Annotated in this window: 24 protein-coding genes; 11 read left to right on the top strand and 13 right to left on the bottom strand. The window is 71.6% G+C overall.

Annotated features, from left to right (window positions below):
- Positions 1-62: 62 nt before the first annotated feature.
- Complete coding sequence (locus IW245_RS25950; RefSeq protein WP_197005774.1) at positions 63-1,163, bottom strand: citrate synthase 2; 1,101 nt, start codon at positions 1,161-1,163, stop codon at positions 63-65.
- 228 nt (positions 1,164-1,391) lie between these two features.
- On the opposite strand from IW245_RS25950, the gene pdxH reads away from it, so the two are divergent.
- The 3 genes from pdxH to IW245_RS25935 are packed head-to-tail and all read left to right on the top strand — an operon-like array spanning position 1,392 to position 3,291.
- On the top strand, positions 1,392-2,048 hold the full coding sequence (gene pdxH / locus IW245_RS25945; protein WP_267920021.1) for a pyridoxamine 5'-phosphate oxidase: 657 nt from the start codon (positions 1,392-1,394) through the stop codon (positions 2,046-2,048).
- 50 nt (positions 2,049-2,098) lie between these two features.
- Positions 2,099-3,004: an aldose 1-epimerase family protein gene (locus IW245_RS25940; RefSeq protein WP_197005772.1), complete on the top strand. Its 906-nt coding sequence runs from the start codon at positions 2,099-2,101 to the stop codon at positions 3,002-3,004.
- On the top strand, positions 3,001-3,291 hold the full coding sequence (locus IW245_RS25935; RefSeq protein WP_197005771.1) for a type II toxin-antitoxin system VapB family antitoxin: 291 nt from the start codon (positions 3,001-3,003) through the stop codon (positions 3,289-3,291). The genes IW245_RS25940 and IW245_RS25935 overlap by 4 nt, the downstream gene beginning before the upstream one ends.
- Here IW245_RS25935 and IW245_RS25930 read toward each other — a convergent pair.
- The gene (locus IW245_RS25930; protein ID WP_197005770.1) at positions 3,288-3,971 is read right to left on the bottom strand and encodes a hypothetical protein; all 684 of its coding nucleotides are present in this window, start codon (positions 3,969-3,971) and stop codon (positions 3,288-3,290) included. The two genes, IW245_RS25935 and IW245_RS25930, sit on opposite strands and share 4 nt — an antisense overlap.
- A gap of 42 nt (positions 3,972-4,013) precedes the next feature.
- On the opposite strand from IW245_RS25930, the gene IW245_RS25925 reads away from it, so the two are divergent.
- The gene (locus IW245_RS25925; RefSeq protein WP_197005769.1) at positions 4,014-5,177 is read left to right on the top strand and encodes an acyl-CoA dehydrogenase family protein; all 1,164 of its coding nucleotides are present in this window, start codon (positions 4,014-4,016) and stop codon (positions 5,175-5,177) included.
- 59 nt (positions 5,178-5,236) lie between these two features.
- Here the strand turns inward: IW245_RS25925 and IW245_RS25920 are convergent, their stop codons facing one another.
- Both IW245_RS25920 and IW245_RS25915 read right to left on the bottom strand, forming a co-directional pair.
- A complete protein-coding gene (locus IW245_RS25920) occupies positions 5,237-5,530 on the bottom strand; it encodes a DUF202 domain-containing protein (RefSeq protein WP_197005768.1) in 294 nt (97 codons plus the stop codon).
- Positions 5,527-5,916: a YidH family protein gene (locus tag IW245_RS25915; protein WP_197005767.1), complete on the bottom strand. Its 390-nt coding sequence runs from the start codon at positions 5,914-5,916 to the stop codon at positions 5,527-5,529. The genes IW245_RS25920 and IW245_RS25915 overlap by 4 nt, the downstream gene beginning before the upstream one ends.
- A 15-nt stretch (positions 5,917-5,931) precedes the next feature.
- Between IW245_RS25915 and IW245_RS25910 the strand changes: the two genes are divergently transcribed.
- The 3 genes from IW245_RS25910 to IW245_RS25900 all read left to right on the top strand — a co-directional run bounded on the left by IW245_RS25910 (position 5,932) and on the right by IW245_RS25900 (position 9,552).
- Positions 5,932-6,828: a 2-hydroxyacid dehydrogenase gene (locus tag IW245_RS25910; protein WP_233472932.1), complete on the top strand. Its 897-nt coding sequence runs from the start codon at positions 5,932-5,934 to the stop codon at positions 6,826-6,828.
- Positions 6,829-6,917: 89 nt separating this feature from the next.
- Positions 6,918-8,267: an L-serine ammonia-lyase gene (locus IW245_RS25905; protein WP_197005765.1), complete on the top strand. Its 1,350-nt coding sequence runs from the start codon at positions 6,918-6,920 to the stop codon at positions 8,265-8,267.
- Positions 8,268-8,316: 49 nt separating this feature from the next.
- Entirely contained in the window at positions 8,317-9,552 is a 1,236-nt protein-coding gene (locus IW245_RS25900) for an ABC transporter ATP-binding protein (protein WP_197005764.1), read from the top strand.
- 99 nt (positions 9,553-9,651) lie between these two features.
- On the opposite strand, the gene IW245_RS25895 is transcribed toward IW245_RS25900, so the two are convergent.
- The 4 genes from IW245_RS25895 to IW245_RS25880 all read right to left on the bottom strand — a co-directional run bounded on the left by IW245_RS25895 (position 9,652) and on the right by IW245_RS25880 (position 11,970).
- Positions 9,652-10,371: a TetR/AcrR family transcriptional regulator gene (locus tag IW245_RS25895; RefSeq protein ID WP_233472931.1), complete on the bottom strand. Its 720-nt coding sequence runs from the start codon at positions 10,369-10,371 to the stop codon at positions 9,652-9,654.
- The gene (locus tag IW245_RS25890; RefSeq protein ID WP_197005763.1) at positions 10,349-10,741 is read right to left on the bottom strand and encodes a thiol-disulfide oxidoreductase DCC family protein; all 393 of its coding nucleotides are present in this window, start codon (positions 10,739-10,741) and stop codon (positions 10,349-10,351) included. Before IW245_RS25890 ends, IW245_RS25895 begins: the two co-directional genes overlap by 23 nt.
- Positions 10,741-11,193 (bottom strand): hypothetical protein, encoded by a 453-nt coding sequence (locus tag IW245_RS25885; protein ID WP_197005762.1) that lies wholly within the window; start codon positions 11,191-11,193, stop codon positions 10,741-10,743. The genes IW245_RS25890 and IW245_RS25885 overlap by 1 nt, the downstream gene beginning before the upstream one ends.
- Before the next feature lie 84 nt (positions 11,194-11,277).
- The gene (locus tag IW245_RS25880; RefSeq protein ID WP_197005761.1) at positions 11,278-11,970 is read right to left on the bottom strand and encodes a DUF4097 family beta strand repeat-containing protein; all 693 of its coding nucleotides are present in this window, start codon (positions 11,968-11,970) and stop codon (positions 11,278-11,280) included.
- A gap of 183 nt (positions 11,971-12,153) precedes the next feature.
- Here IW245_RS25880 and IW245_RS25875 point away from each other — a divergent pair, with 183 nt between their 5' ends.
- The 4 genes from IW245_RS25875 to IW245_RS25860 all read left to right on the top strand — a co-directional run bounded on the left by IW245_RS25875 (position 12,154) and on the right by IW245_RS25860 (position 16,397).
- Positions 12,154-12,678 (top strand): copper resistance CopC family protein, encoded by a 525-nt coding sequence (locus IW245_RS25875; RefSeq protein WP_197005760.1) that lies wholly within the window; start codon positions 12,154-12,156, stop codon positions 12,676-12,678.
- 56 nt (positions 12,679-12,734) lie between these two features.
- Positions 12,735-14,720: a bifunctional copper resistance protein CopD/cytochrome c oxidase assembly protein gene (locus IW245_RS25870; RefSeq protein WP_197005759.1), complete on the top strand. Its 1,986-nt coding sequence runs from the start codon at positions 12,735-12,737 to the stop codon at positions 14,718-14,720.
- A gap of 343 nt (positions 14,721-15,063) precedes the next feature.
- Positions 15,064-16,143, top strand: coding sequence for a sialidase family protein (locus tag IW245_RS25865; RefSeq protein WP_197005758.1), 1,080 nt, complete (start codon positions 15,064-15,066; stop codon positions 16,141-16,143).
- A complete protein-coding gene (locus tag IW245_RS25860) occupies positions 16,140-16,397 on the top strand; it encodes a MoaD/ThiS family protein (protein WP_233472930.1) in 258 nt (85 codons plus the stop codon). Before IW245_RS25865 ends, IW245_RS25860 begins: the two co-directional genes overlap by 4 nt.
- Before the next feature lie 54 nt (positions 16,398-16,451).
- Here IW245_RS25860 and IW245_RS25855 read toward each other — a convergent pair whose 3' ends face one another.
- Genes IW245_RS25855 through IW245_RS25835 form a run of 5 tightly spaced genes read right to left on the bottom strand, consistent with a single transcriptional unit; the run spans position 16,452 to position 21,807 of the window.
- The gene (locus IW245_RS25855; protein ID WP_233472929.1) at positions 16,452-17,300 is read right to left on the bottom strand and encodes an ECF transporter S component; all 849 of its coding nucleotides are present in this window, start codon (positions 17,298-17,300) and stop codon (positions 16,452-16,454) included.
- Positions 17,297-18,889, bottom strand: a complete 1,593-nt coding sequence (locus tag IW245_RS25850) for an ABC transporter ATP-binding protein (protein ID WP_197005756.1) — start codon at positions 18,887-18,889, stop codon at positions 17,297-17,299. Before IW245_RS25850 ends, IW245_RS25855 begins: the two co-directional genes overlap by 4 nt.
- Positions 18,886-19,908, bottom strand: coding sequence for a CbiQ family ECF transporter T component (locus IW245_RS25845; RefSeq protein WP_197005755.1), 1,023 nt, complete (start codon positions 19,906-19,908; stop codon positions 18,886-18,888). The genes IW245_RS25850 and IW245_RS25845 overlap by 4 nt, the downstream gene beginning before the upstream one ends.
- Entirely contained in the window at positions 19,898-20,638 is a 741-nt protein-coding gene (locus IW245_RS25840; RefSeq protein ID WP_197005754.1) for a hypothetical protein, read from the bottom strand. The genes IW245_RS25845 and IW245_RS25840 overlap by 11 nt, the downstream gene beginning before the upstream one ends.
- The gene (locus IW245_RS25835) at positions 20,635-21,807 is read right to left on the bottom strand and encodes a prenyltransferase/squalene oxidase repeat-containing protein (RefSeq protein ID WP_197005753.1); all 1,173 of its coding nucleotides are present in this window, start codon (positions 21,805-21,807) and stop codon (positions 20,635-20,637) included. Before IW245_RS25835 ends, IW245_RS25840 begins: the two co-directional genes overlap by 4 nt.
- Positions 21,808-21,851: the final 44 nt, after the last annotated feature.

Below are 21,851 nucleotides of genomic sequence, written 5' to 3'. Positions count from 1 at the left end.
AGACTATCCCAACGAAAAGGGGCCACCCGAAGGCGGCCCCTGAACGGTCGTTAACGACTCGATTAACGCGCGATCTGGTCGAAGCCCTCGACGTCGGACGGCTTGCGCGGCGCGGGGCCGATGTACGTCGCCGACGGCCGGACGAGCCGGCCCAGCTTCTTCTGCTCCAGGATGTGCGCGCTCCACCCGGCGACCCGGGCGCAGGTGAACATCGAGGTGAACATGTGCGCGGGGACCTCGGCGAAGTCCAGCACGACGGCCGACCAGAACTCGACGTTCGTCGCGAGCACCCGGTCGGGCTTGCGGGCGTGCAGCTCGGCCAGCGCGGCCTTCTCCAGCGCCTCGGCGACCTCGAACCGCGGGGCATTGAGCTCGCGGGCGGTGCGGCGGAGCACGCGGGCGCGCGGGTCCTCCGCCCGGTACACCCGGTGGCCGAAGCCCATCAGGCGCTCGCCCCGGTCGAGGACGCCCTTGACGTAGGCGTCGGCGTCGCCGGTGCGCTCCACGCCCTCGAGCATCTCGAGCACCCGGGAGGGGGCGCCGCCGTGCAGCGGGCCCGAGAGGGCGCCGATGCCGGAGGAGATACAGGCTGCCGCGTCCGCGCCGGTGGAGGCGACGACCCGGGTGGTGAACGTCGAGGCGTTCATGCCGTGCTCGGCGGCGGAGATGAAGTACGCGTCGACGGCCTTGACGTGCCGGGGGTCGGGCTCGCCCCGCCAGCGCTTCATGAACCGTTCCACGATCGTGGCGGCGGTGTCGATCTCCTTCTGCGGGACGGCCGGCAGGCCCACCCCGCGCGCGGACTGCGCGACGAAGGACAGCGCGGTCACCGACACCCGGGCGAGGTCGGCGCGGGCCTGCTCGTCGGAGATGTCGAGCAGCTGGCCGAGGCCCCAGTACGGCGCGAGCATCGCGACCGCGGACTGGACGTCGACCCGGATGTCGCCGGAGTGCACCGGTACCGGGAACGGCTCGGCGGGCGGTAGCCCGGGCCCGAACTTCCCGTCGACCAGCAGTGCCCACACGTTCCCGAACGACACCCGACCGATCAGGTCTTCGATGTCGACGCCGCGATACCGCAGCGCACCGCCTTCCTTGTCAGGTTCGGCGATCTCGGACTCGAAGGCGATGACACCCTCAAGCCCGGGCTTGAAGTCGGACATTTAGTACTCCCAGGATCCGTACGCCAAAGATGACGGATGTCCGGGACGCGCGCCTCCGGCCCGAGACCGTGCGCCCGGTGGCCCGGACCGCCGGTGTGGCGGGCCGCGACCATCAGTAGTGCCTTGCGCGACATCTTGACCCCTCGAAGGGGGTTGTGGGGGAAAACCACTCCGGGATGTGGCGAGTGCCTCACTTTTTCAGCCAATGGGCTGGTCCCCTGACAGGATATGCGGGTGATAGGTGACACTGCGGCAAATCTGGCTGCGATGCGGCAGGAGTACGGCGATCTTCCGTTGAACGAGCCTGACCTGGCAGAAGACTGGCCGGCTCAGTTCGCCGCGTGGCTGGACATCGCCCGGAGCACCGGGGTCGAGGAGCCCAACGCGATGGTGCTGGCCACCGCGGCGCTCGACGGCCGGCCCTCCGCGCGTTCGGTGCTGCTGAAGTCCGTGGACGACCGGGGCTTCGTCTTCTTCACCAACTACGAGTCGCGCAAGGGCCGCGAGCTGATCGACAACCCGTACGCGAGCCTGGTGTTCCCCTGGTACGCGCTGCACCGGCAGGTCGTGGTGTGCGGGGAGGTGGAGCGGGTCACCCGCACCGAGACCGAGGAGTACTTCGCCAGCCGCCCCCGGGGCGCGCGGCTCGGCGCGTGGGCCAGCCGGCAGTCCGAGGTCATCTCGGGGCGGTCCGACCTGGAGGCGGCGTGGGAGGCCGCCGAGCACCGGTGGCCGGAGGAGGTGCCGGCGCCCGACCACTGGGGAGGTTTCCGGGTGGTGCCGCAGACTGTCGAGTTCTGGCAGGGCCGGCGCAGCCGGCTGCACGACAGGCTGCGGTTCCGGCACTCCGCGGCCGGCTGGCTGGTGGAGCGCCTTTCACCATAAGTTCGCCTGGGGGTTTTGTCTGGTCTCGCGGCGCGCTATGGTCGCGAGCTATGGAGTGGTCCATCGCCGCCGGCGATCAGCGCGCAGTGGTGACCGAGGTCGGTGGTGGCCTGCGGTCCTACTCGGCCGGTGGCGTCGACCTCGTCGACGGGTATCCCGAGGACGCGCTCTGCCCGTTCGCCGCCGGTCAGGTGCTCGCACCGTGGCCCAACCGGGTGCGCGACGGGCGCTACACGTTCGCCGGCGTGCCCCGGCAGTTGCCGCTGAGTGAGCCCGACTGGCACAACGCCATCCACGGCCTGGTCAACTGGGTCGCGTGGCGGGCGGTGGAGGTCGCCGACGACGCGGTGACAATGGAGTACGAGCTGCCGGCCTCGCCCGGCTACCCCTTCCGGCTGCTGCTGCGGACCCGATGGTCGGTGGGCCCCGACGGCCTGCGCGCCGAGCATCACGCGACGAACACCGGGCCGGGTCCGGCGCCGTTCGGGCTGGGCGCGCACCCCTACCTGCGGATCGACGGGGTCGCGATCGACGACGTGGTGCTGCGGCTGAGCATGCGGTCCCGGCTGCTCACCGACGGCCGGCTTCTCCCGATCGGGGCGGCCAGGGTCGACGGCACCGACTGGGACTACACGGCCGGCCGGCGGCTCGGCGACACCCGGCTGGACACCACCTTCGGGCTGCCCGTCCGCGACGAGGGGGGCCGGATCACCGGTTCCCTGACCGCCCCGGACGGCAGGTCTGTCACCCTGTGGGCGGATCAGTCCTTCCGCTGGCTGCAGCTGTACACGGCGGACGGGCTCCCCGACGGCCGGCACCGGCGCTCCGTGGCGGTCGAGCCGATGACCTGCCCGCCCGACGCGCTGCGGTCCGGCCGGGACCTCGTCACCCTGCAGCCCGGCGAGCAGTGGCGCGGCACGTGGGGGATCGTGGCGAGCGATAGTCTCAGTACGTGATTTTCAAAGCGGTCCGCGACGGCAAGCCGTACCCGGAGCACGGTCTGAGCCTCAAGGAGTGGGCCGAGATCCCGCCGCGCCCGGTGCGGCTCGACCAGCTCATCACCACGAAGCGCGAGCTGGGACTTGACCGGCTGCTGGCCGACGATTCCACCTTCTACGGCGACCTGTTCCCGCACGTGGTCCGCTTCCAGGACGCGCTCTACCTGGAGGACGGGGTGCACCGGGCGCTGCGCGCCGCGCTCCAGCAGCGCACGACGATCCACGCCCGGGTGCTCGAGCTCTAGCCGACCGTGACCTCGATGTCGCGCCCGTCCTCCTCCAGCTCCACCGGCTCGGTGACCCGCCCGATCCTGGCGAGGAACGCCGGCCGGGGGCCGGTGACGGCCACGGCGGCGGCGAGCAGCACGATGCCGAGGACCGCGCAGTAGGCACCCGGCTTGGCCACCAGCTCCGGTGCCGAGGTGTTGCGCCGCACCACGTCGTCGAACTCGGCCTGTCCCGGCCCCAGCTGCTGTTCGAGGCTGAGGTAGAGGGTCACCATCGAGCCGAGCACATACGTGGCGACGCCCGCGGCGGCGAGCCGGACGGTCGTGTTCACCCGCCCCGTGCTGGCCACGGCCGCGACCAGCAGGCCGATCAGCGCGAACACGCCGAGCCCGTAGATGAAGCCGTCGGACAGCGCGCTCCGCGACAGCATCCCGATCAGGCTGCCCAGGCCGGAGGCGAGGCCGTGGCTCATCTCCTTGCCGTCGAGCTCGACGGCGAGATTGGGCAGCAGGGTGCCGGCGGTGACCAGCGCGATGCCGAGGGCGCCGAGGAGCGCGGTGGTGCGCGGCGGGATCTGGGCGGGGGTCGGGGGCCCGGCCGCGACGGTGGGTGCACCGATGGTCGCGGCCGGTTCCGGCAGGTGAAATTCGGGCAGCTCGGCGGGGGTACGGCCGAGGCCGTCCGGACTGGTGCTCATAGTGGCCAATGATGCCCGACGGTCAGCCGATACGGTGACCTCATGACTGACGCCATCGGGCTGCTCGCCCTCGAGTCGCTGTTGTCCGCCGAGGAGCGCGCGTTCGCCGACAGCGTGCGCCGGCTGGTCGACGACCAGGTCCGCCCGCATGTGGCCGAATGGTACGAGAACGGGCGGGCACCGGTCCGGGAGCTGGCTCGTGAGCTGGGCAAACTCGGCCTGCTCGGCGCGCACCTGACCGGCTACGGCTGCGCGGGCGTGTCCGCCGTCGCGTACGGCCTGTCGTGCCTGGAACTGGAGGCCGGCGACTCCGGCGTGCGCAGCCTGGTCAGCGTCCAGGGTTCGCTGGCGATGTTCGCGATCTGGAAGTACGGCTCGGAGGAGCAGAAGCAGCAGTGGCTGCCCCGGATGGCGGCCGGCGAGGCGATCGGGTGCTTCGGCCTGACCGAGCCCGACCACGGCTCCGACCCGGCGGGCATGACCACCCGGGCGGTGCGGGACGGCGACGACTGGCTGCTGTCGGGAACCAAGATGTGGATCACGAACGCGCCGGTCGGCGAGCTGGCCGTGGTCTGGGCCCGGATCGAGGAGGGCATCACCGGGTTCGTGGTGCCGCTGGCCGAACCGGGCGTCACGGTCAACGAGATCCACCACAAGATGTCGCTGCGCGCCTCGGCGACCGGCGAGCTGGTCTTCGACAACGTCCGGCTGCCCGCCTCAGCGCAGCTGCCCGGCGCGCGCGGTCTCAAGGCCCCGCTGTCCTGCCTGACGGAGGCCCGGTACGGGATCGTGTGGGGGGCGCTCGGCGCTGCCCGGGACTGTCTGGACACGGCGATCCGGTATGTCGGGACCCGGGAGCAGTTCGGCCGGCCGCTCGCCGGGTTCCAGCTCACCCAGGCGAAGCTCGCCGACATGGCCCTGGAGCTGCAGAAGGGCTACCTGCTGGCCCTGCACCTGGGCCGGCTCGCCGACGCCGGCACCCTGCAGCCGGAGCAGGTCAGCGTGGGCAAGCTGAACAACGTGCGCGAGGCGCTGAAGATCGCCCGGACCTGCCGGACGCTGCTGGGCGCGAACGGGATCTCGGGGGAGTACCCGATCATGCGGCACGCGAACAACCTGGAGAGTGTGCTGACGTACGAGGGCACCTCGGAGGTGCACCAGCTGGTGATCGGGCAGAAGTTGACCGGGTTGTCGGCCTTCGCCTGAGCCTCGCGGGCCGGCCCGGTGCCGCCGACGCGCGCCGGGTCGGGCCCCACTCGTAACCCCTAAAAAAGGGTTAAAAGGCCCAGCATCGCGAGCGCGAACACCGTGCTGGCGGCCAGCAGGGCGGTCGGCAACAGCAAACGGGTCGGGTGCGGCACGCCCATCGCCGCCACCCGCCAGAACCCGGCCCGCAGCAGCACGAGCCACGCGATCACCACCCCGGCCAGCAGCAGCGGCTCGTGTGCGCACAGCCGGGCCGCGAGCAGCGTCACCACGGCAGAGGACAACACGGTGCGCCGCCACGCCAGCCGGGTGCGCTCCGGCTGGAGCCCGCCGTCGGGGGCCAGGAGCCTCACCGGCTGAACCCCCCGGCGATGACCAGCACGATCAGGCCCGCAGCCCCGATCCCCAGGGACAGGGCCAGCACGGCGGGGAACCGCTGCGGCGGAAGATCCTTACCGGTACGCATCGCGCGCTCGCACCGGATCCAGTGGTCCACGGCCCGCAGCGCGCACCCGCCACCCAACAGGAGCAGCACCACGGCGACCACGGTCCGGACATAGGGGGCCGCTGGCGTGGTGACGAACTGGGCCGCTGCGAGCCCACCGCCCACCAGGGCCAGTGCCGTACGGAGCCAGGCGAGGAACGTGCGCTCGTTGGCGAGGGAGAAGCGGTAGTCGGGAGTGTCGCCCGTCTCACGCACCTCATGGGGATCGAACCACTGTCGGATCTCGCGGAACACAGCACAATTATCGCTGTGCGCTATCTGATCCCTTTCGCGGAGTCCGCTGACCGGCTGTCCGACCTCGATGTCGAGGTGTGGGACGGCTCCACCCCCCTACCCAGCGTGCTCGACGATGTTGAGTTCTTCGTGCCGCCGTACACGTTCGACAAGAAGTACCACCAGCCGATCGTGGACATGCCGGCCCTGCGGGTCGTGCAGCTGCTGACCGCCGGCTACGAGCACGCGATGCACCTGATGCGCCCCGGCCTGCTGCTGGCCAACGCGCGCGGCGTGCACGACGCGTCCACCGCCGAGCTGGCCCTCACCCTCACGCTCGCGGCCCAGCGCAACGTCGCCGGGTACGTCCGGGCCGCCGACCAGGGCCTCTGGGTCCGCGACGAGCGCCCGTCCCTCGCGGACGCGAATGTGCTGATCGTCGGCTACGGCTCGATCGGCGAGGCCATCGAGCGCCGGCTCGCCGGGTTCGAGGTGTCCGTGACCCGGGTGGCCAGGTCCGCCCGGGACGGCGTGCACCCGATCTCCGACGTCGTGAAGCTGCTGCCCGACGCGGACGTCGTCATCCTGATCACCCCGCTCACCGAGGAGACCCGGGGCCTGGTCGGGGCCGACTTCCTCGCGGCGATGAAGGACGGCGCGCTGCTGGTCAACGTGGCCAGGGGCCCGGTCGTGGACACCGACGCGCTGGTCGCCGAGCTGACCTCCGGCCGGCTGCGCGCCGCGCTCGACGTGACCGACCCGGAGCCGCTGCCGGCCGACCACCCGCTGTGGTCCGCCCCCAATGTCCTGATCAGTCCGCACGTGGGTGGCCTGACGACCGCCTTCTACCCACGGGGGCGGAAACTGATCGAAGAGCAGATTCGCAGGTACGAGGCCGGCGAGCCCCTGATCAACATCGTCTGGCCGACGTGATCTGGGCGTTACTTTTGAGGTGACACCCCGGGCGGCGGCTACGCTCGACGCGGTTGGCAACGGCGCCAGCGGCAGCGTGAGGAACAGCAATGATCAGTGTCTTTGACCTGTTCAAGGTCGGTATCGGTCCGTCGAGTTCGCATACCGTCGGGCCGATGCGGGCTGCCCGGACATTCGTCGGCGGTCTGAAGGCCGACGCGCTCCTCGCTGACGTGGCCACGATCGACGCGCAGCTGTTCGGCTCGCTCGGGGCCACCGGCCACGGGCACGGCAGCGACAAGGCTGTGCTGTTGGGCCTGGTCGGTGAGGCCCCGGAGACGGTGGACACCGCCACGGCCGACGCGCGGGTCGCCGAGATCCGGGCGGCCGGGGTGGTCGACATCCTCGGCGTGCACCCGGCGAAGTTCGAGCTGACGTTGCACCGCCGCAAGTCATTGCCGTTGCACCCGAACGGGATGCGGTTCACCGCGATCGACGCCGCCGGTCATGTGCTGCGGTCCAAGACGTACTACTCGGTGGGTGGCGGGTTCGTCATCGACGAGCACACCGGGCAGATCAAGGAGGATGAGACCCCGGTCGCGTTCCCGTTCAGGACGGGCGACGAGCTGCTGCGGATGACCAAGGAGTCCGGCAAGTCGATCTCCGAGATCATGATGGCCAACGAGCTGTCCTGGCGGTCGGAGGCCGACATCCGGGCCGGGTTGCTGCACATCTGGCAGGTGATGCGCGACTGCGTGCAGACCGGGGTGTCGACCGAGGGCGTCCTGCCGGGCGGCCTGAAGGTCCGCCGCCGGGCGATGGAGCTCAAGCGGCAGATGGAGTCAGAGCATTTCGTCACCGATCCACTGCGGGTGATGGACTGGGTGACGCTGTTCGCGTTGGCCGTCAATGAGGAGAACGCCGCCGGTGGCCGGGTCGTGACCGCGCCGACGAATGGCGCGGCCGGCATCGTCCCGGCGGTCATGCACTATTACTGGCGTTTCGTGCCCGGCGCGACAGATGATGGAATTGTAAAATTCCTCCTCACCGCCGCTGCGGTCGGTGTCCTGTTCAAGGAGAACGCGTCGATCTCCGGGGCCGAGGTCGGCTGCCAGGGCGAGGTCGGGTCGGCGTGCTCGATGGCGGCGGCCGGGCTCGCCGAGGTCCTCGGCGGCACCCCTGACCAGGTCGAGAACGCCGCGGAGATCGCTATGGAGCACAACCTGGGCCTGACCTGCGACCCGATCGGCGGCCTGGTGCAGATCCCGTGCATCGAACGCAACGCCGTGGCGTCCATCAAGGCCATCACCGCCGCGCGGCTCGCACTCCGCGGCGACGGGGACCATTTCGTCTCCCTCGACAAGGTCATCAAGACCATGCGGGAAACGGGGGCGGATATGAAGGTTAAGTACAAAGAGACCGCCCGCGGCGGGCTCGCCGTCAACGTCATTGAATGTTGAGCTAATCGGGGGATAGCCCACGGTCTACGTCCGGTCGCACAGTGTCGGGATGTCCACGGTTGGCCTCCAGAAGATCACCAAAGCCTTTCCGGACGGCACCGTAGCTGTCGACAACGTGAGTCTCGATGTCCGGGACGGCGAGGTCATGGTGCTGCTCGGTCCGTCCGGGTGCGGCAAGTCCACCCTGTTGCGGATCATCGCCGGGCTGGAGGACCCCACCACGGGCCAACTCCTGCTCGACGGCGAGCCCGCGCTGGACATCCCGCCCAGGGACCGGCACGTGGCGATGGTCTTCCAGGACTACGCCCTGTACCCGCAGCTGACGGTCGCCGGCAACATCGCCTTCCCGCTCCGCCTCGCCGGGGTCTCCGTCGAGGAGCAGAGCGAACGGGTCGCAGACGTCGCCGCGGCCCTCGGCATCGGCGAGCTGCTCAACCGCAAGCCGAGCCAGCTGTCCGGCGGCCAGCGGCAGCGGGTCGCGATGGGCCGGGCCATCGTCCGGCGGCCCCGGCTCTTCCTGATGGACGAGCCGCTGTCCAGCCTCGACAGTGGACTCCGCGCCGAGCTGCGGGCCGAGATCTCCTCGATGGTCCGCGACCTCGGCGCGACGACGGTGTACGTCACCCACGACCAGGCCGAGGCCCTGACCGTCGCGGACCGGATCGCGATCATGCGGCGCGGGGTGCTCCAGGACGTCGGAACCCCGGCAGAGGTGTACGGCCGCCCCGCCACCATGTACGTCGCAGCCCTCCTCGGCACCCCGAAGATCAACCTGCTCGAGGCCGTCGTGCACGTGTACGACGGCAGCCGGGTCGCCCTCCGCATCGGCGAGCAGGAGCTCAACGTGCCATGGGACGACCTGCGCGCCCGGGCGCTCGCGCACTACCACGGCGAGCGGATCGTCGTCGGCCTGCGCGCCGAGGCCCTGGTCGCCGGCGGCCACGAACTACGCGGCCGGGTCCGCTACGTCGAGCACCACGGCCACGAGTCGCTGGCGTACCTGGACATCGGCGCCTTCGCCGTCGTCATCGACGACCCGACCGGTCCGGTCACCGCGCCGAAGCTGGACCGCGGATTCCTCGCCCGGTTCCGGAAGCGGCCCGACGTGCAGACGGTCGCCACGACGCCGGAGGGCCGGCACACCCGGCGGCGGGCCGAACTGGCCGTCCGGTTGGGGGCCGCGCCGGACCTGCAGCCGGGGGCGCCGATGGGGATCGGGGTGCACATGGACAGAGTGCACTTCTTCGACTGGGCCGGGGCCCGGATCGACGTGGGCTGGCGCTGACGCGCACCCGTGTGGGCGGCCGTCCGGGGAGGGCGGCGCTGAGGCGCGGGCGGCGCGCTGACCCGCGCCGCCCGCCGCGCCATCGGGTCGTACCGGGGCCTACTTCGCCGAAGCCTCCGGCCGGGCCGGCGGCTTCGGGATCCGCGGGCTGATCCCGTGCTCCAGACAGATCTCCGCCACCTCGCGGATCATCGCCTTGGCGATCGGATACCGGCTCAGCTTGACCACCTTGCTGAGGATCGGCACGCACTGGTCGACGAGTTTGTAGCTCTGCGCGCGGCCGGGCGAGGTGTCGTGGATCCAGTACAGCACCAGGCCCATCATGCCCAGCCACGCCAACTCCGGCATGGTCTCGCGCAGCTTCCCGTCGATCTTCGTCGTCGCGCCGTACACCGCCTCGACCTGGATCTCGATGCTTGCGTCCCTGGCCTCCTTCGAGTCCGAGGAGAACGGGCTGAGCGGGCTGGCCGGGTCGGCGGCCGTGACGAAGAACTGCGCCGCGAACTGGTGGTACGGCTCCGCGACGTCCAGCCACGTCTTCAGCACCACCCCGAGCCGCCGCGCCAGGTCCGTCTCTCCCGCGAGGGCCTGGCGTGCGGCGACCAGGTGATCGGCCTGCAGCCGGTCGTAGAAGCCCTGGATGAGCTGTTCCTTGGACGCGAAGTAGTAGTAGGCGTTTCCGACGGAGACCCCGGCGGCCTCGGCGATGGCGCGCATCGTCGTCTTGCCGTAGCCGCGCTCCTGGAAGAGCCGCATCGCCGTCTCGAGGATCAGGGCCCTGGTGGCGGCACCCTTGCTATCCACACTGCTTGTCGTCACAGTCACTACCGTACTGGTCCGGATTCGTCCGCACCGCAAGCCTGATCTGGCCGGCCGCGGCGACGGCGGCCCTGGCCAGGGGCGCGGATCGCGGGTGGGCCAGCTTCAATGCCATGGGCCGGTGTTCCGACAGCGCCCAGAGGATGACGACCCAGGCGTTGGGGCCGCAGTACACGGCCCCGTTGTCGGCGACCACCGTGACGTCCCGCAACGTGGCGACCGGGTCGATGTCGGGGTACCGCCGCCGGGCCTCGGCTGACCCGGCGGCGAGGAATTCGAGGGGTACCAGATGGGCCTGCTTCACGACCCAGTCCCGGCACAGTCGGCAGAAGGAGCAGTGCTCGTCGTAGAGCACGGTGAGGCGGTCCATCACATCTGCGGGGCGGCCGGCGGGGCCATCGGCGGCCGGAACTGCTGCTGCGGGGGCGCGATCCGGGTCATCATCTGCGGCGGCACCGGCGGGAACTTCTGGCCGTCCATGGCACTGCGCCGCCGGAACTTGTTCAGCACGTACAGGTTGAACAGGTGCAGGACGCCGAGCACGAGCAGCACGGTGCCGACCTTGAGCGCGACGGCCTCGAAGACCTGTCGTTGGCCGTTGACCTGGTCGGTCATCTTCATGAACAGGGCGACGAACCCGAGGTTGAGCAGGTAGAACCCGACGACGAGCAGGTGGTTCACCGACGAGCTGAGTTCGGCGTTGCCCTTGAAGACGTCGATCAGGAAGATCTTGCCGGCCTTGCTGAGGGTCTGGGCGACCCAGACGGTGAGCCCGATGCTGATCAGCAGGTAGGCGATGTACGAGATGACGGTGAGGTCCATTGCTACACTCCAGACTTGAACGTGTTCAACAGGAGAGTAGACCCCCGAGTTGAACACGTTCAAGTGTCTGGCGTGAGACCTGGGTCACCCGTTACGGACCTCGATCTTCCCGGCGCTCGTCTCCGCCCGGATCTTGTGCCCGGACGCGGGATCCGTCTGCACCGTGATGTCCCGGCTGCCGGCGCTGGTCTTCGCGTCCACCGCGTACGTCGAGCCGGACGGCACCACCACCGCCACCGAGCCGGCGCTGGTCTGCACGTCCACGTCGTCGGGCACGACCGTGAACTCCGCGCGGATCCGGCCGGCGTCGCTGCGGATCCTCAGCTTCTTGGTGCCCATGGTCAGCGCCTCGACGCTGCCGGCGTTCGTCTCCAGGCTCACCTCGCCGCTCAGCCCGGAGGCGTCCACCGCGCCGGCGCTGGTCTTGACCGTCACGCCCAGGGTGGCGGGTACCGTCACCTCGTACTCCACCCCGCAGTTGCGGATGCCGGAGCAGCCGCCGTCGACGAGCCGGAGCGTGCCGTCGGCGACGACGTGGGTGGCCTTGGGCTTCGAGCCGTTGTACCGGAGGATCTCCTTGACCTTGATCGGACCGGTGCCGGCCCGGACCGTGACCGCGCCGGCCTGGGCCTGGATGTCCAGCTTGGTGACGGCGTCGGTCACCTCGTACGCGTTCTCCTCGCGGTTCTCGGTCAAGTCGTCCAGCCCGCATGCGGCCAGTGCGCCGACACTGAGCAGGGCGATCACGCCCACGGCCACGTTCCTGAGCTTCGTCATGCCCACAGCGTGCCGGAGAAATCCCCTGAGCGAATCGGGGACGCTCCCGGAGATTTACCCCTAAGGAGGATCGTGTGACGGGGGACACCAGTGGAACTGTGGACGACGCGTAGCCGACTACCAATTCAGGGCGGGTCTTCGCCGAGAGCCGGAGCGCCCATCGTTACGGAAGGTTTCAAGATCATGAAGCGTGCGCTGGTTGTCGTCGCACTAGCGTTCACGGGGTTGCTGGCCACCGCGGCTCCGGCCGCCGCGCACAGCACGTTGGAGGGCAGTTCGCCCACCGACGGAGCGATCGTCAAGCAGCAGATCACCGAGGTCAGCCTGCGGTTCAACGAGGGGGTCGACGGCCGGTTCAGCACCGTGGTCGTCAACGGTCCGGGCAACGTGTCCTACAGCGTCGGGGACCTCAGCGTCACCGACAACACCGTGTCCCAGCCGGTGCACCCGCTGAAGTCCGGCGACTACAAGGTCGCGTGGCGGGTCGTGTCCGCCGACGGGCACCCGGTCACGGGCGCGTTCGGCTTCACCGCGGCGATCCCGGGCGACCAGGAGCCCAGCGAGGGCCCGAAGCCGGGGAAGAAGTCCACGGAGTCCGACTTCGCGGCGCCCGCCTGGCTCTGGTGGGCCGCCGGGGGTGGCGCACTTCTCGCAGTCCTGGCCCTGGGTCTGGTCCTCGGGAAGAAGAGGGGCAAAGTAAGCGCGTGACGTTGCAGACGACTGACGACTTGAAGCGCCCTTTGCTGAAAGGCGGAAGTCGCCGATTGCGCAGTATCGGCTTCGTCGGCGCTTTCGGCGCCGTCGCGGTCCTGGTTCTTCTCTGGGTGCTGAACCTGGGCGGCGCCCTGGGCTCCCCCGTCCCCGGCCTGCCGGATCCCGGTGACCTGGTGACCTACGGGTTGCCGGTGACCCGGGTGCTCCTCGACGTCCTCGGCGCGGTCACCGTCGGGTACGCGGTCGCCGCGGCGTTCCTCACCCCTGGCAAGGGGCCCACGGTCGGACCCGAGGGTTATCCGCTGCTCCGCCGGGCCGGCTGGCTGGCCCTGGCCTGGGCGGTCGCCGCCGTGCTGCTCAGCGTGCTCACCGTCGCCAACCTGCTCGGCCGGCCCGCCGACGAGCTCAGCGCGACGATGCTGTGGAGCTTCTGGACCACGGTGGTGATGGGCAAGGCGTACCTGTTGCAGGTCGTGCTCGCGCTCGTGCTGTTCGTCGGCTGCCGGGTGGTGCTGTCCCGGACCGGTGCGGCGCTGCTCGCGGTCCTCGCGCTGGTCACGGCGCTGCCGCCGGCGTTCACCGGGCACGCGGCCGGGGCCGGCAACCACCAGGTCGCCGTCACCAGCATGGCGCTGCACGTCGGCGGGGCCGTGCTGTGGCTGGGCGGGCTCGCGGCGCTGCTCGCGGTGCGGCGGACGCCGGCGCTGCTGGTGGCCGCCGGCCGGTACAGTCGGATGGCTCTTGGGTGTTTTGTTCTGGTTGTCTTCTCCGGGGTCGCGAACGCCGCAGTCCGGCTCGGCAGCTGGGCAGAGGTGTTCGGCAGCTCCTACGGCCGCCTGGTGCTCGCCAAGGTCGCCGGGCTGGTGCTCCTCGGGGCCTGCGGCGTCGCGCACCGCACCCACGTCCTGCGCCGGCTGGCCGACCGGCCGGGCCTGTTCCGTCGACTGGCGGCGGGCGAGCTGCTGCTGATGGCCGCGGTCTTCGGCCTGGCGGTCGGCCTGTCGCGCACGCCCACCCCGGTGCCCACCAACCCGGCGGACCCCGACCGGGTCACCGACCTGCTCGGCTTCCCGATGCCGCCGGCCCCGGACCTGGGGTCGATGTTCGGCGGGTTCCTGCCGGACCTGTTCTTCCTGACCCTGGTGCTCGCCGGGATCGGCTTCTACCTCGCCGGCGTGTGGCGGCTGCACCGCAACGGGGTCCGCTGGCCGCTCGGCCGCACCCTGTCCTGGGTCGGCGGCCTGCTCCTCCTCGGCGCGATCACCAACCTCGGCCTGGCCAGGTACGCGTACGTGCTGTTCAGCGCGCACATGATGCAGCACATGATCCTGTCGATGCTGATCCCGATCCTGTTGGTGCTCGGCGCGCCCCTGACCCTCGCGCTCCGCGCGCTGCGCCCGGTCGGGCCGGCCGGCACCGCGACGGACCCGCGCTCGGCCGGCGACCGGGGCCCGCGCGAGTGGCTGATGCTGGCCCTGCACAGCCGGGTGCTGAAGTTCTTCACCCACCCCGTCGTAGCCCTGATCATCTTCGTGGTCAGCCTGTACGCGCTGTACTTCAGCTCGCTGTTCGCCACCCTGATGGAGAGCCACCTCGGTCACCTGGCGATGCTGACCCACTTCATCCTCGCCGGGTACCTCTTCTTCTGGGTGATCATCGGGATCGACCCCGGCCGGCGGCAGGTCTCGCACCCCGTGCTGATCCTGATCCACTTCGGCGGGATGGTGTTCCACGCGTTCTTCGGCGTCATCCTGATGCAGGCCCAGTCGCTGATCGCCGACGACTGGTTCAGCCTGGTCCGGCCGCCGTGGATGACGGACCCGCTGGCCGACCAGTACCTCGGGGCCGGCATCACGTGGAGCTTCGGCGAGATCCCCAGCGCGATCGTGTTCGTCATTCTCGTCATCCAGTGGATCCGGGCCGACGAGCGCGAACAGCGCCGCCTCGACCGGGCGGCGGACCGCTCCGCCGCGGGCGGGGAGGATGACGAATGGGTGCGGTACAACGAGTACCTGAAGTCACTGCCGAAAAGTTGATCCCACCGAACCGACAGGGTCTGCTCCGCCTGCCGGCCCAGTGGATGTAACGAAGTATCGAGGTTTGTGCATGAAGAGGAACCCAAGTGAACCTTAAGGGTCGCTAAAGTCCATTCACGAACAGTGTGAACGGGAATGGTTAAGGCCGAAAATTTAAGCACCGCCTAGCAGGCACTTTGCGAAACTGTCCCGAATGGATGGCTCACGCCTAATGTCCCTTGCGACGGCCCACGGGAAAAACTCCCGGACCGTTATCCGATCGTGCCCGATCGGATAGGTCATGGACAGTGAAGTTTCTCAATCTACGGGACGGGGGCCCCACAGTCGGCCGGATACTGGACGGATGACTGTGCTCCTCGCGATCGGTACCGGGAAGGGGCTGTTCCTCGCCACGAGCGATGACCGGCACACCTGGGAGCTCACCGGCCCGCACTTCCCCATGACCGGGGTGTATTCGGTCGCCATCGACACCAGGGCCGGCCGCCCCCGGCTGCTCGTCGGCGTCGACAGCTCGCACTTCGGGCCCAGCGTGGCCACCAGCGACGACCTCGGCGCGACCTGGCAGGAACCCGACGCCGCGCCGATCGCGTTCCCCGCCGACACCGGCGAGGCCCTGCGCCGGGTCTGGCAGCTCACCCCCGGCACCGAACCCGACGTCGTCTTCGCCGGCACCGAACCCTCGGCGCTGTTCAAGTCGGCCGACGGCGGCCGGTCGTTCGAGCTGGTCCGGGCCCTGTGGGACCACCCGCACCGCCCCCAGTGGGGCGCCGGCTTCGGCGGCCAGGCCATCCACACCGTGCTCCCGCACCCCACCGACCCGGCGTCGATGCTGGTCGCGATGTCCACCGGCGGGGTGTACCGCACCGGGGACGGCGGCGCGTCGTGGGCTCCGAGCAACACCGGCATCAAGGCGTACTTCCTGCCCGACCCGTGGCCAGAGTTCGGCCAGTGCGTGCACAAGGTGTCCCGGCACCCCGACCGGCCGGAACAGTTCTTCGCCCAGAACCACCACGGGGTGTACCGGTCCGACGACGCCGGCGCGACCTGGCAGTCCATCGCCGAGGGTCTGCCCAGCGACTTCGGCTTCGCGATGGTCAACCACCCGCACCGCCCCGGCGTGATCTACAACTTCCCGCTGGAGGCCGATGCGAAACGCTGGCCCGTCGGCTACCGGGCCCGGGTCTACCGCTCCGAGAACGAGGGCCAGACCTGGTCCGAACTCGGCGCTGGCCTGCCGGAGACCGCCCATTACGGCACGGTGCTGCGCGACGCGATGTGCTGCGACGACGCGCCCACGGCCGGGGTCTACTTCGGCACCCGCAACGGCGAGGTCTACGGCAGCGCCGACGAGGGCGACACCTGGGGCCTCGTCGCGTCGCACCTCCCCGACGTGCTCGTCGTCCGGGCCGCGTCGTGGGCGTGACCATCCTGCTCCCCGGGGTGCTGCGCGCCGACGCGGGCGGTGCCTCGCGGCTGGCGGGGGAGCCGGGGGAGCTGCGCGCGGTGCTCGACGCGCTCGGGCGGGAGTTTCCGCTGCTGGAGCGGCGGGTGCGCGATGAGCAGGGTGCGATCCGGCGGTATGTGAACGTGTATGTCAACGGGGAGCCGGCGGGGTTGGAGACGCCGGTGCCGGACGGGGCCGAGGTGCAGGTGCTGCCGTCCGTCGCGGGCGGCTGAACAACGCCGTCCGGCCTGGTGCGGCCACGCCCGCCGGCCCGGGCGCTGCCGGCGTCAGCGGATGGGGAAGGTGGCGCGGCGGGCCGCGCGGCGCAGGGTGCGGAGCATGACCGGGGCCGTGACCAGGACCAGGACGCTCGTGGTGAGCGCGCGGCCCACGTCCCAGCCCAGGGACGTCGCCAGCATGTAGCCGACCAGGCGGACCAGGTTGTCGCCGACCGGGGCGCCCGGGACGTACGCGATGCTGCTCAGGCCCGAGCCCGTGCCGAACGGCCAGAACGACAGGTTCATCACCAGGCCGTAGCCGAGGCTGGCGACCGCGGCGTAGCCGGCGAGCAGGACCGGTTCGAGCCTGCCGCGCAGCCGGGGCAGGAGACCCGCGCCGAGGCCGAACCAGGCCGCACCCAGCATCTGGTACGGCAGCCACGGCCCGACCCCCGCGGTGAGCAGCGCGGACGTGAACAGGGTGGTACTGCCGAGCACGAAGCCGAAGCCGGGCCCGAACACCCGGCCGCCCAGGACGAGCAGGAAGAACACCGTCTCGATCCCTGCGGTGCCCGCACCGAAGGGCCGCAGGGCCGCGCCGGCGGCGGAGAGCACGCCGAGGAGGGCCACGGCCTTCGCGTCCATCCCGCCCTCGCTGATCTCGGCGAGGACGACCGCGAGGATCAGCGGCAGCATCAGTGCGAACACCCAGGGGGCGTCGACGCCGTGCGCGAGGGTGGAGCGCGGGCTGATGAACAGCGGCCAGCCGACCGCACCCAGGCCGAAGAGGCTGGCCAGGGTGATGGTGAGGACGGAGCGGGTCCGTAGGTGAACGAGCCTGGTGGCGCCGCCCCTGCCGGGGGCTCCGGACACCGGTGGCGCCGGCAGATCCGGCGCGGCCCCCGGTGGCCTGGTCACGGCCGGACCTCGCCGAGGGCCCGCGCCACGGCCTCGACCGTCAGGTAACCCGGCAGGATCTTCGACACCTGGGGGGCGAACACCGGGGACGCCGTCACGACCTCCGCCGTCGGCCCGTCCGCCACGACCTCGCCGTCGGCGAGGACGACGACCCGGGTGGCGTACTCGGCGACGAACTCCACGTCGTGGGTTGTCACGATGACGGCGTGCCCCCGCGCGGACAGGTCGGCCAGAAGGGCCGCGAGGGCCGCCTTGCCCGGATGGTCGAGGCCCCGGGTCGGCTCGTCGAGGAGGAGCAGGGCGGGGCTGGCGGTGAGGGCGATGGCCAGTACCAGGGAAAGTCGTTGACCTTCCGAGGCGTCCCGGGGGTGCAGCGCGTCGCGCAGGCCCGGGGCGAGCCGGTCGAGGATGGCGCGGCAGGTTCCGGCCCGGGCCCCGGACTCGAGGTCGGCCTGGGCGCACTCGGCGGCGACGGTCTCCAGATACAGCAGGTCGGTGGGCTGCTGGGGGACCAGGCCTGCGAGGCGGCGGCGGTGGGCGGCCCGGAGCGCGCGGGGGTGTTCGCCGTCGACGGTGACCGTGCCGGCGTCGAGGTCGCCGGTGCCCTGGATCCCCCAGAGCAGGCTGGACTTGCCGGCGCCGTTGCGGCCCATGACGGCCAGGCGCTCGCCCCGGGCGACGGCGAGGTCGACGCCGGCCAGGGCGGTGGTGGAGCCGTAGCGCAGGGCCGCGCCGCGCACGGTGAGGAGCGGTTGAGCGGAACCGGGGCCCGGGGAGTTGGCGGCACCGGCGGCGGGCAGGGCCGCTCCGCGCGCCAGCCGGCGGGCGTCGCGGATCGACACGGGATGCGACTCCCAGCCGAGGACATCGCCCAGCCGGACCACCGGCGGCGCGACCTCCGAGCCGGCCAGCACCTCCCCGGGCGTCCCGGCCAGCCCGGACGGCAGCAGCACGACCCGGTCGGCGTACTGCACGACCCGTTCCAGGCGGTGCTCGGCCAGCAGGACGGTCACGCCGAGGTCGTGCACGAGGCGGTGCAGCGCCGCGAGTACCTCCTCGGCGGCGCCCGGGTCGAGGGCCGACGTCGGCTCGTCGAGCACCAGGATCCGCGGGTGGGCGGTCAGCGCGGCCCCGATCGCGACCCGCTGCTGCTGCCCGCCGGACAGCTGGGCGAGCGGCCGGTGCCGCAGGTCGGCGAGGCCGAGCAGGTCGATGGTCTCCTCGACCCGCTTGCGCATCACCGGGTTGGCCAGGCCGAGGGACTCCATCGAGTAGGCGAGTTCGTCCTCGACGTTGTCGGTGACGAAACCGCTGACCGGGTCCTGGCCGACGTAGCCGACGAGGTCGGCGAGTTCGCGCGGCGGGTGCAGGCGGGTGTCGCGGCCGTCGACGGTCACGGTGCCGGTCAGCGTGCCGCCGGTGAAGTGCGGGACGAGGCCGTTGACGCACTTGAGCAGCGTGGACTTTCCCGAACCGGTCCGCCCGGCGAGCAGGCACAACTCGCCCTCGGGCACGTGCAGCCGCACGTCGCACAGTGTCGGCCCTGGCGCGTCCGGGTAGGTCACGCTCACACCGTCGAATTCGATCATCGGGTACTCCGGATCCACGCGGGCGCCAGGGCGCACAGCACCCCGAGCGCGGGTAACGCCGGCAGCCCCGGCACGGCCAGCGGCACGACGGCGGGGGTGAGGTCCGCGGGGAAGAGGTAGACACCCGCCACGGCCAGGAGTCCACTGAGGACGACGGCACACTCGCGCCACCCCCACCGGTCCGGCCGGTACCGGCTGCGGGTCACCCGTCGGCCGCCCAGCACCAGCCCGCCGACCGCGAGGGCCAGCCCGAGGGCCAGGATCGGGCCGCTGACCAGGACCGGGCTGCGGCCGTCGAGGAGCGCGTACAGGCCGAGGCACGCGCCGAGCAGACCGACCAGCACCAACGCGCCGGTCAACCGGTGTGCCGGGCCGCGCCGGCCGTAGCCCCGGGAATCCATCGCCGCGGCCAGGGCCAGCGCCCGGTCGAGGGCGTCGGTGACGACGGGGACCAGGATCGCGCGCGCCCGGCGCTTCGTGTCCCCGCGCAGCGCCCGGGCCCGCCTGACCTGCCGGACGCTGGCGACCAGTTGCGGGGCGACCGTCAGGCCGACGACCACGGCGACGCTCACCTCGTACAGTGCGGCCGGCAGGCTGCGGAGCAGGCGTTTCGGGTTGGCCAGCGCATTCGCGGCCCCGATGCAGCCGAGGAGCACGGCGAGCCGGAGCCCGTCGTAGAACGACGCGACGAGGCCCTCGGCGGTCACCGGGCCGCCCAGGCGGATGCCGTGCGCCCAGTCGGGCAGCGGGATCCGGGGCAGGGTGACGAGGACGTGCGTGCCGCCGTACCCGCCGAGGAGGGCGTGGAACCCGAGCCGGAAGGCGATCGCGACCAGCCCGAACCGGAGGAACACCTTGTACGAGTCGGCCCACGGCTCGGCCGAGCGCCGGGCGGCGACCACGTACCCCGCGACCGCCAGGGCGAGGCCCCCCAGCCACGGGTTCGTGGTCCGGCTCGCGGCGGTACCGAGGGCCAGCGCCCACACCCACCACGCGCCCGGGTGCAGCCTAGGCGGCACGGCGCCGCTTGACCTGCCACAGCGCGAGCCCGGCGATCACGGCCACGAGAAGCAGACCCCCCTGCCAGGGCAGGCTGGTGGCCCCTTCCGGCCGCTGGTCCGCCCCGACCGGGGATCGGCCGGGCTCGGTGGGGGCCTCGGTCACTCGTAACGAAGAGGAATCCGGAACCGGCGTCGTGCCGGTCGCCGCCGACGGCGCGGCCGACTGCGGGCCAGGTGCCGTGGTTTTCTCCGGCTCCGGATGGCCCGGGCCCGGGGTCTGCGGCGCGGGCGGGGCGGGGGCCGGGGGCGGCGGGGGAGCCGGGGCGGCCGGGGGCGCGATGCCGGGCTGCCGGCCGGCCCCGAACGCCCAGCCCTCGACGCTGCCCGGGGCCGGGTCGTAACTACCGGCGCCCTCGTCGCTGTAGGTCCACGAGCCGCCGGCACGGGCGTGGAAGTAGGCCCAGTAGGCGTCCTTCGGCGCACCGTTGCACGGGTCGGGCCTGCTGTTGAGCTGGCAGATCAGCCCGGGTTGCCGGGGCACGAAGGTGTAGCCGAACCCGGCGGAGTCCAGCGCCGCCAGGCCGGTGCCCGGGTCGCCGCCGGCGCACCGGGTCTGCACGCCGCCGCCGAGCGACCCGAAGTCCACGACGACGGTCACCCCCGAGCAGGCGGCCTGTGCCGGGGCGGCTGGGACGACGACCGCCGCCGCGGCACAGGCCGCGGCGGCGAGGAGCCGTCGGAGGGTCACGCCGAGCGCCGACGCCGGGCCAGGGTCACGACCAGCATGCCCAGGACCAGCAGCGCGGCACCGGTCGTGGCCAGAAGCCCGGTCGGGGCGCCGGTGACGGGCAGCTGCGGTCCGGCGGTGGCCGGGGCGGAGGTGGCCGGCACGGTGCAGTCGAGGCTCGGGGCGCCGGCCGCGATGCCCTTGTCGCTGACCGTGGCCAGTGAGCCCTTGGCGAGGCTGAACAGCGCGCCGGCCGTGGCCCGGGGGGCCTTGCCGGCGGTGAACGTGCCGTCGAACGTGATCGCGCCGCGCTGGTCGGCCGGCCCGGCACAACCGATCTGCAGACCGGTCAGGTACGCGGCGGCCTTGTCCCCCGCAACGGTGCGGCCGCCGGCCCGCAGGGCTGCGAGGGCGTTGCCGGTGCTGTTGGCGTTGACCGGGTGGTCCTTGTCGGGCACCGCGACGCCGGAGGTGAACCCGCCGCCCGCCTGCTGCCGGCCGGTCAGCCAGTCGAGGGCCTTGGTGGCTTCCGCCGACTTCCCGCTGGCGAGCAGGGCCTGCACGACCAGGCCGGTCGCGTCGACGCTGCTGACGCACGTGGACTGCGCGAAGTCCTGCGGGAACCCGCCGTCGGCGCACTGGCTGGCGACCAGGAAGTCCACGGCTTTCTTCGGGGCCTTGGCCGGGGTGCGCTGAAGGGCGAGCACGGCGAACGACTGGCCGAAGGTGTTGCTGAAGTTGCCGTACTCGGACTTGTCGGAGTAGCGGCCCGACTCCTCCTGGAGTGCGGCCAGCTCGGTGAACAGCTTGCGACCGCCGACCGCCTCGGGGTCGCGGCCCTGGGCCAGGGCGAGGAGCGCGAGTTTGGCGTGCGCGCCGGCGTAGGACTCCTTGACGCCGTCGCCGACGTAGTTCGCGACGCTGTCGGGCTTGGTCAGCCACGTGGTGGCCTTGGCGGCGGCGTCGCCGGCCACGCCGACCGCGTCGAACGCGAGGACCGCGTCGATGGTCAGGCCGGCGTCGTCGTAGCCGGAGGACTGCAGGCGATCGCCGTCCTTGAGCTGGGTGGCCAGCCAGCCGGCGGCGGCCTGGGCGGCGTCCTTGGTGACGGTGGGGGCGGCCTGGGCCGGGGCGGCGAGCCCGAGGCTCAGGGCCACGGCGGCGACCGGCAGGAGCATGGATCTGCGCATATTTCGGCCTTTACAGTCCGGGTCCATGATGGATCCCGGAGGCC

Origin of the sequence: Longispora fulva, from assembly GCF_015751905.1 — a bacterium.
GTDB classification, from domain to species: domain Bacteria; phylum Actinomycetota; class Actinomycetes; order Mycobacteriales; family Micromonosporaceae; genus Longispora; species Longispora fulva.
The sequence above is the reverse complement of the archived record's forward strand: the minus strand, read 5'-3'. Positions and strand labels throughout refer to the sequence as shown.

Excerpts from the sequence above, each read along its gene's own strand:
- IW245_RS25950 (WP_197005774.1), bottom strand. The coding sequence starts at position 1,163 with ATGTCCGACTTCAAGCCCGGGCTTGAGGGTGTCATCGCCTTCGAGTCC.
- pdxH (WP_267920021.1), top strand. The coding sequence starts at position 1,392 with ATGCGGGTGATAGGTGACACTGCGGCAAATCTGGCTGCGATGCGGCAG.
- IW245_RS25940 (WP_197005772.1), top strand. The coding sequence starts at position 2,099 with ATGGAGTGGTCCATCGCCGCCGGCGATCAGCGCGCAGTGGTGACCGAG.
- IW245_RS25930 (WP_197005770.1), bottom strand. The coding sequence starts at position 3,971 with ATGAGCACCAGTCCGGACGGCCTCGGCCGTACCCCCGCCGAGCTGCCC.
- IW245_RS25925 (WP_197005769.1), top strand. The coding sequence starts at position 4,014 with ATGACTGACGCCATCGGGCTGCTCGCCCTCGAGTCGCTGTTGTCCGCC.
- IW245_RS25905 (WP_197005765.1), top strand. The coding sequence starts at position 6,918 with ATGATCAGTGTCTTTGACCTGTTCAAGGTCGGTATCGGTCCGTCGAGT.
- IW245_RS25900 (WP_197005764.1), top strand. The coding sequence starts at position 8,317 with ATGTCCACGGTTGGCCTCCAGAAGATCACCAAAGCCTTTCCGGACGGC.
- IW245_RS25890 (WP_197005763.1), bottom strand. The coding sequence starts at position 10,741 with ATGGACCGCCTCACCGTGCTCTACGACGAGCACTGCTCCTTCTGCCGA.
- IW245_RS25885 (WP_197005762.1), bottom strand. The coding sequence starts at position 11,193 with ATGGACCTCACCGTCATCTCGTACATCGCCTACCTGCTGATCAGCATC.
- IW245_RS25880 (WP_197005761.1), bottom strand. The coding sequence starts at position 11,970 with ATGACGAAGCTCAGGAACGTGGCCGTGGGCGTGATCGCCCTGCTCAGT.
- IW245_RS25875 (WP_197005760.1), top strand. The coding sequence starts at position 12,154 with ATGAAGCGTGCGCTGGTTGTCGTCGCACTAGCGTTCACGGGGTTGCTG.
- IW245_RS25865 (WP_197005758.1), top strand. The coding sequence starts at position 15,064 with ATGACTGTGCTCCTCGCGATCGGTACCGGGAAGGGGCTGTTCCTCGCC.
- IW245_RS25850 (WP_197005756.1), bottom strand. The coding sequence starts at position 18,889 with ATGATCGAATTCGACGGTGTGAGCGTGACCTACCCGGACGCGCCAGGG.
- IW245_RS25835 (WP_197005753.1), bottom strand. The coding sequence starts at position 21,807 with ATGCGCAGATCCATGCTCCTGCCGGTCGCCGCCGTGGCCCTGAGCCTC.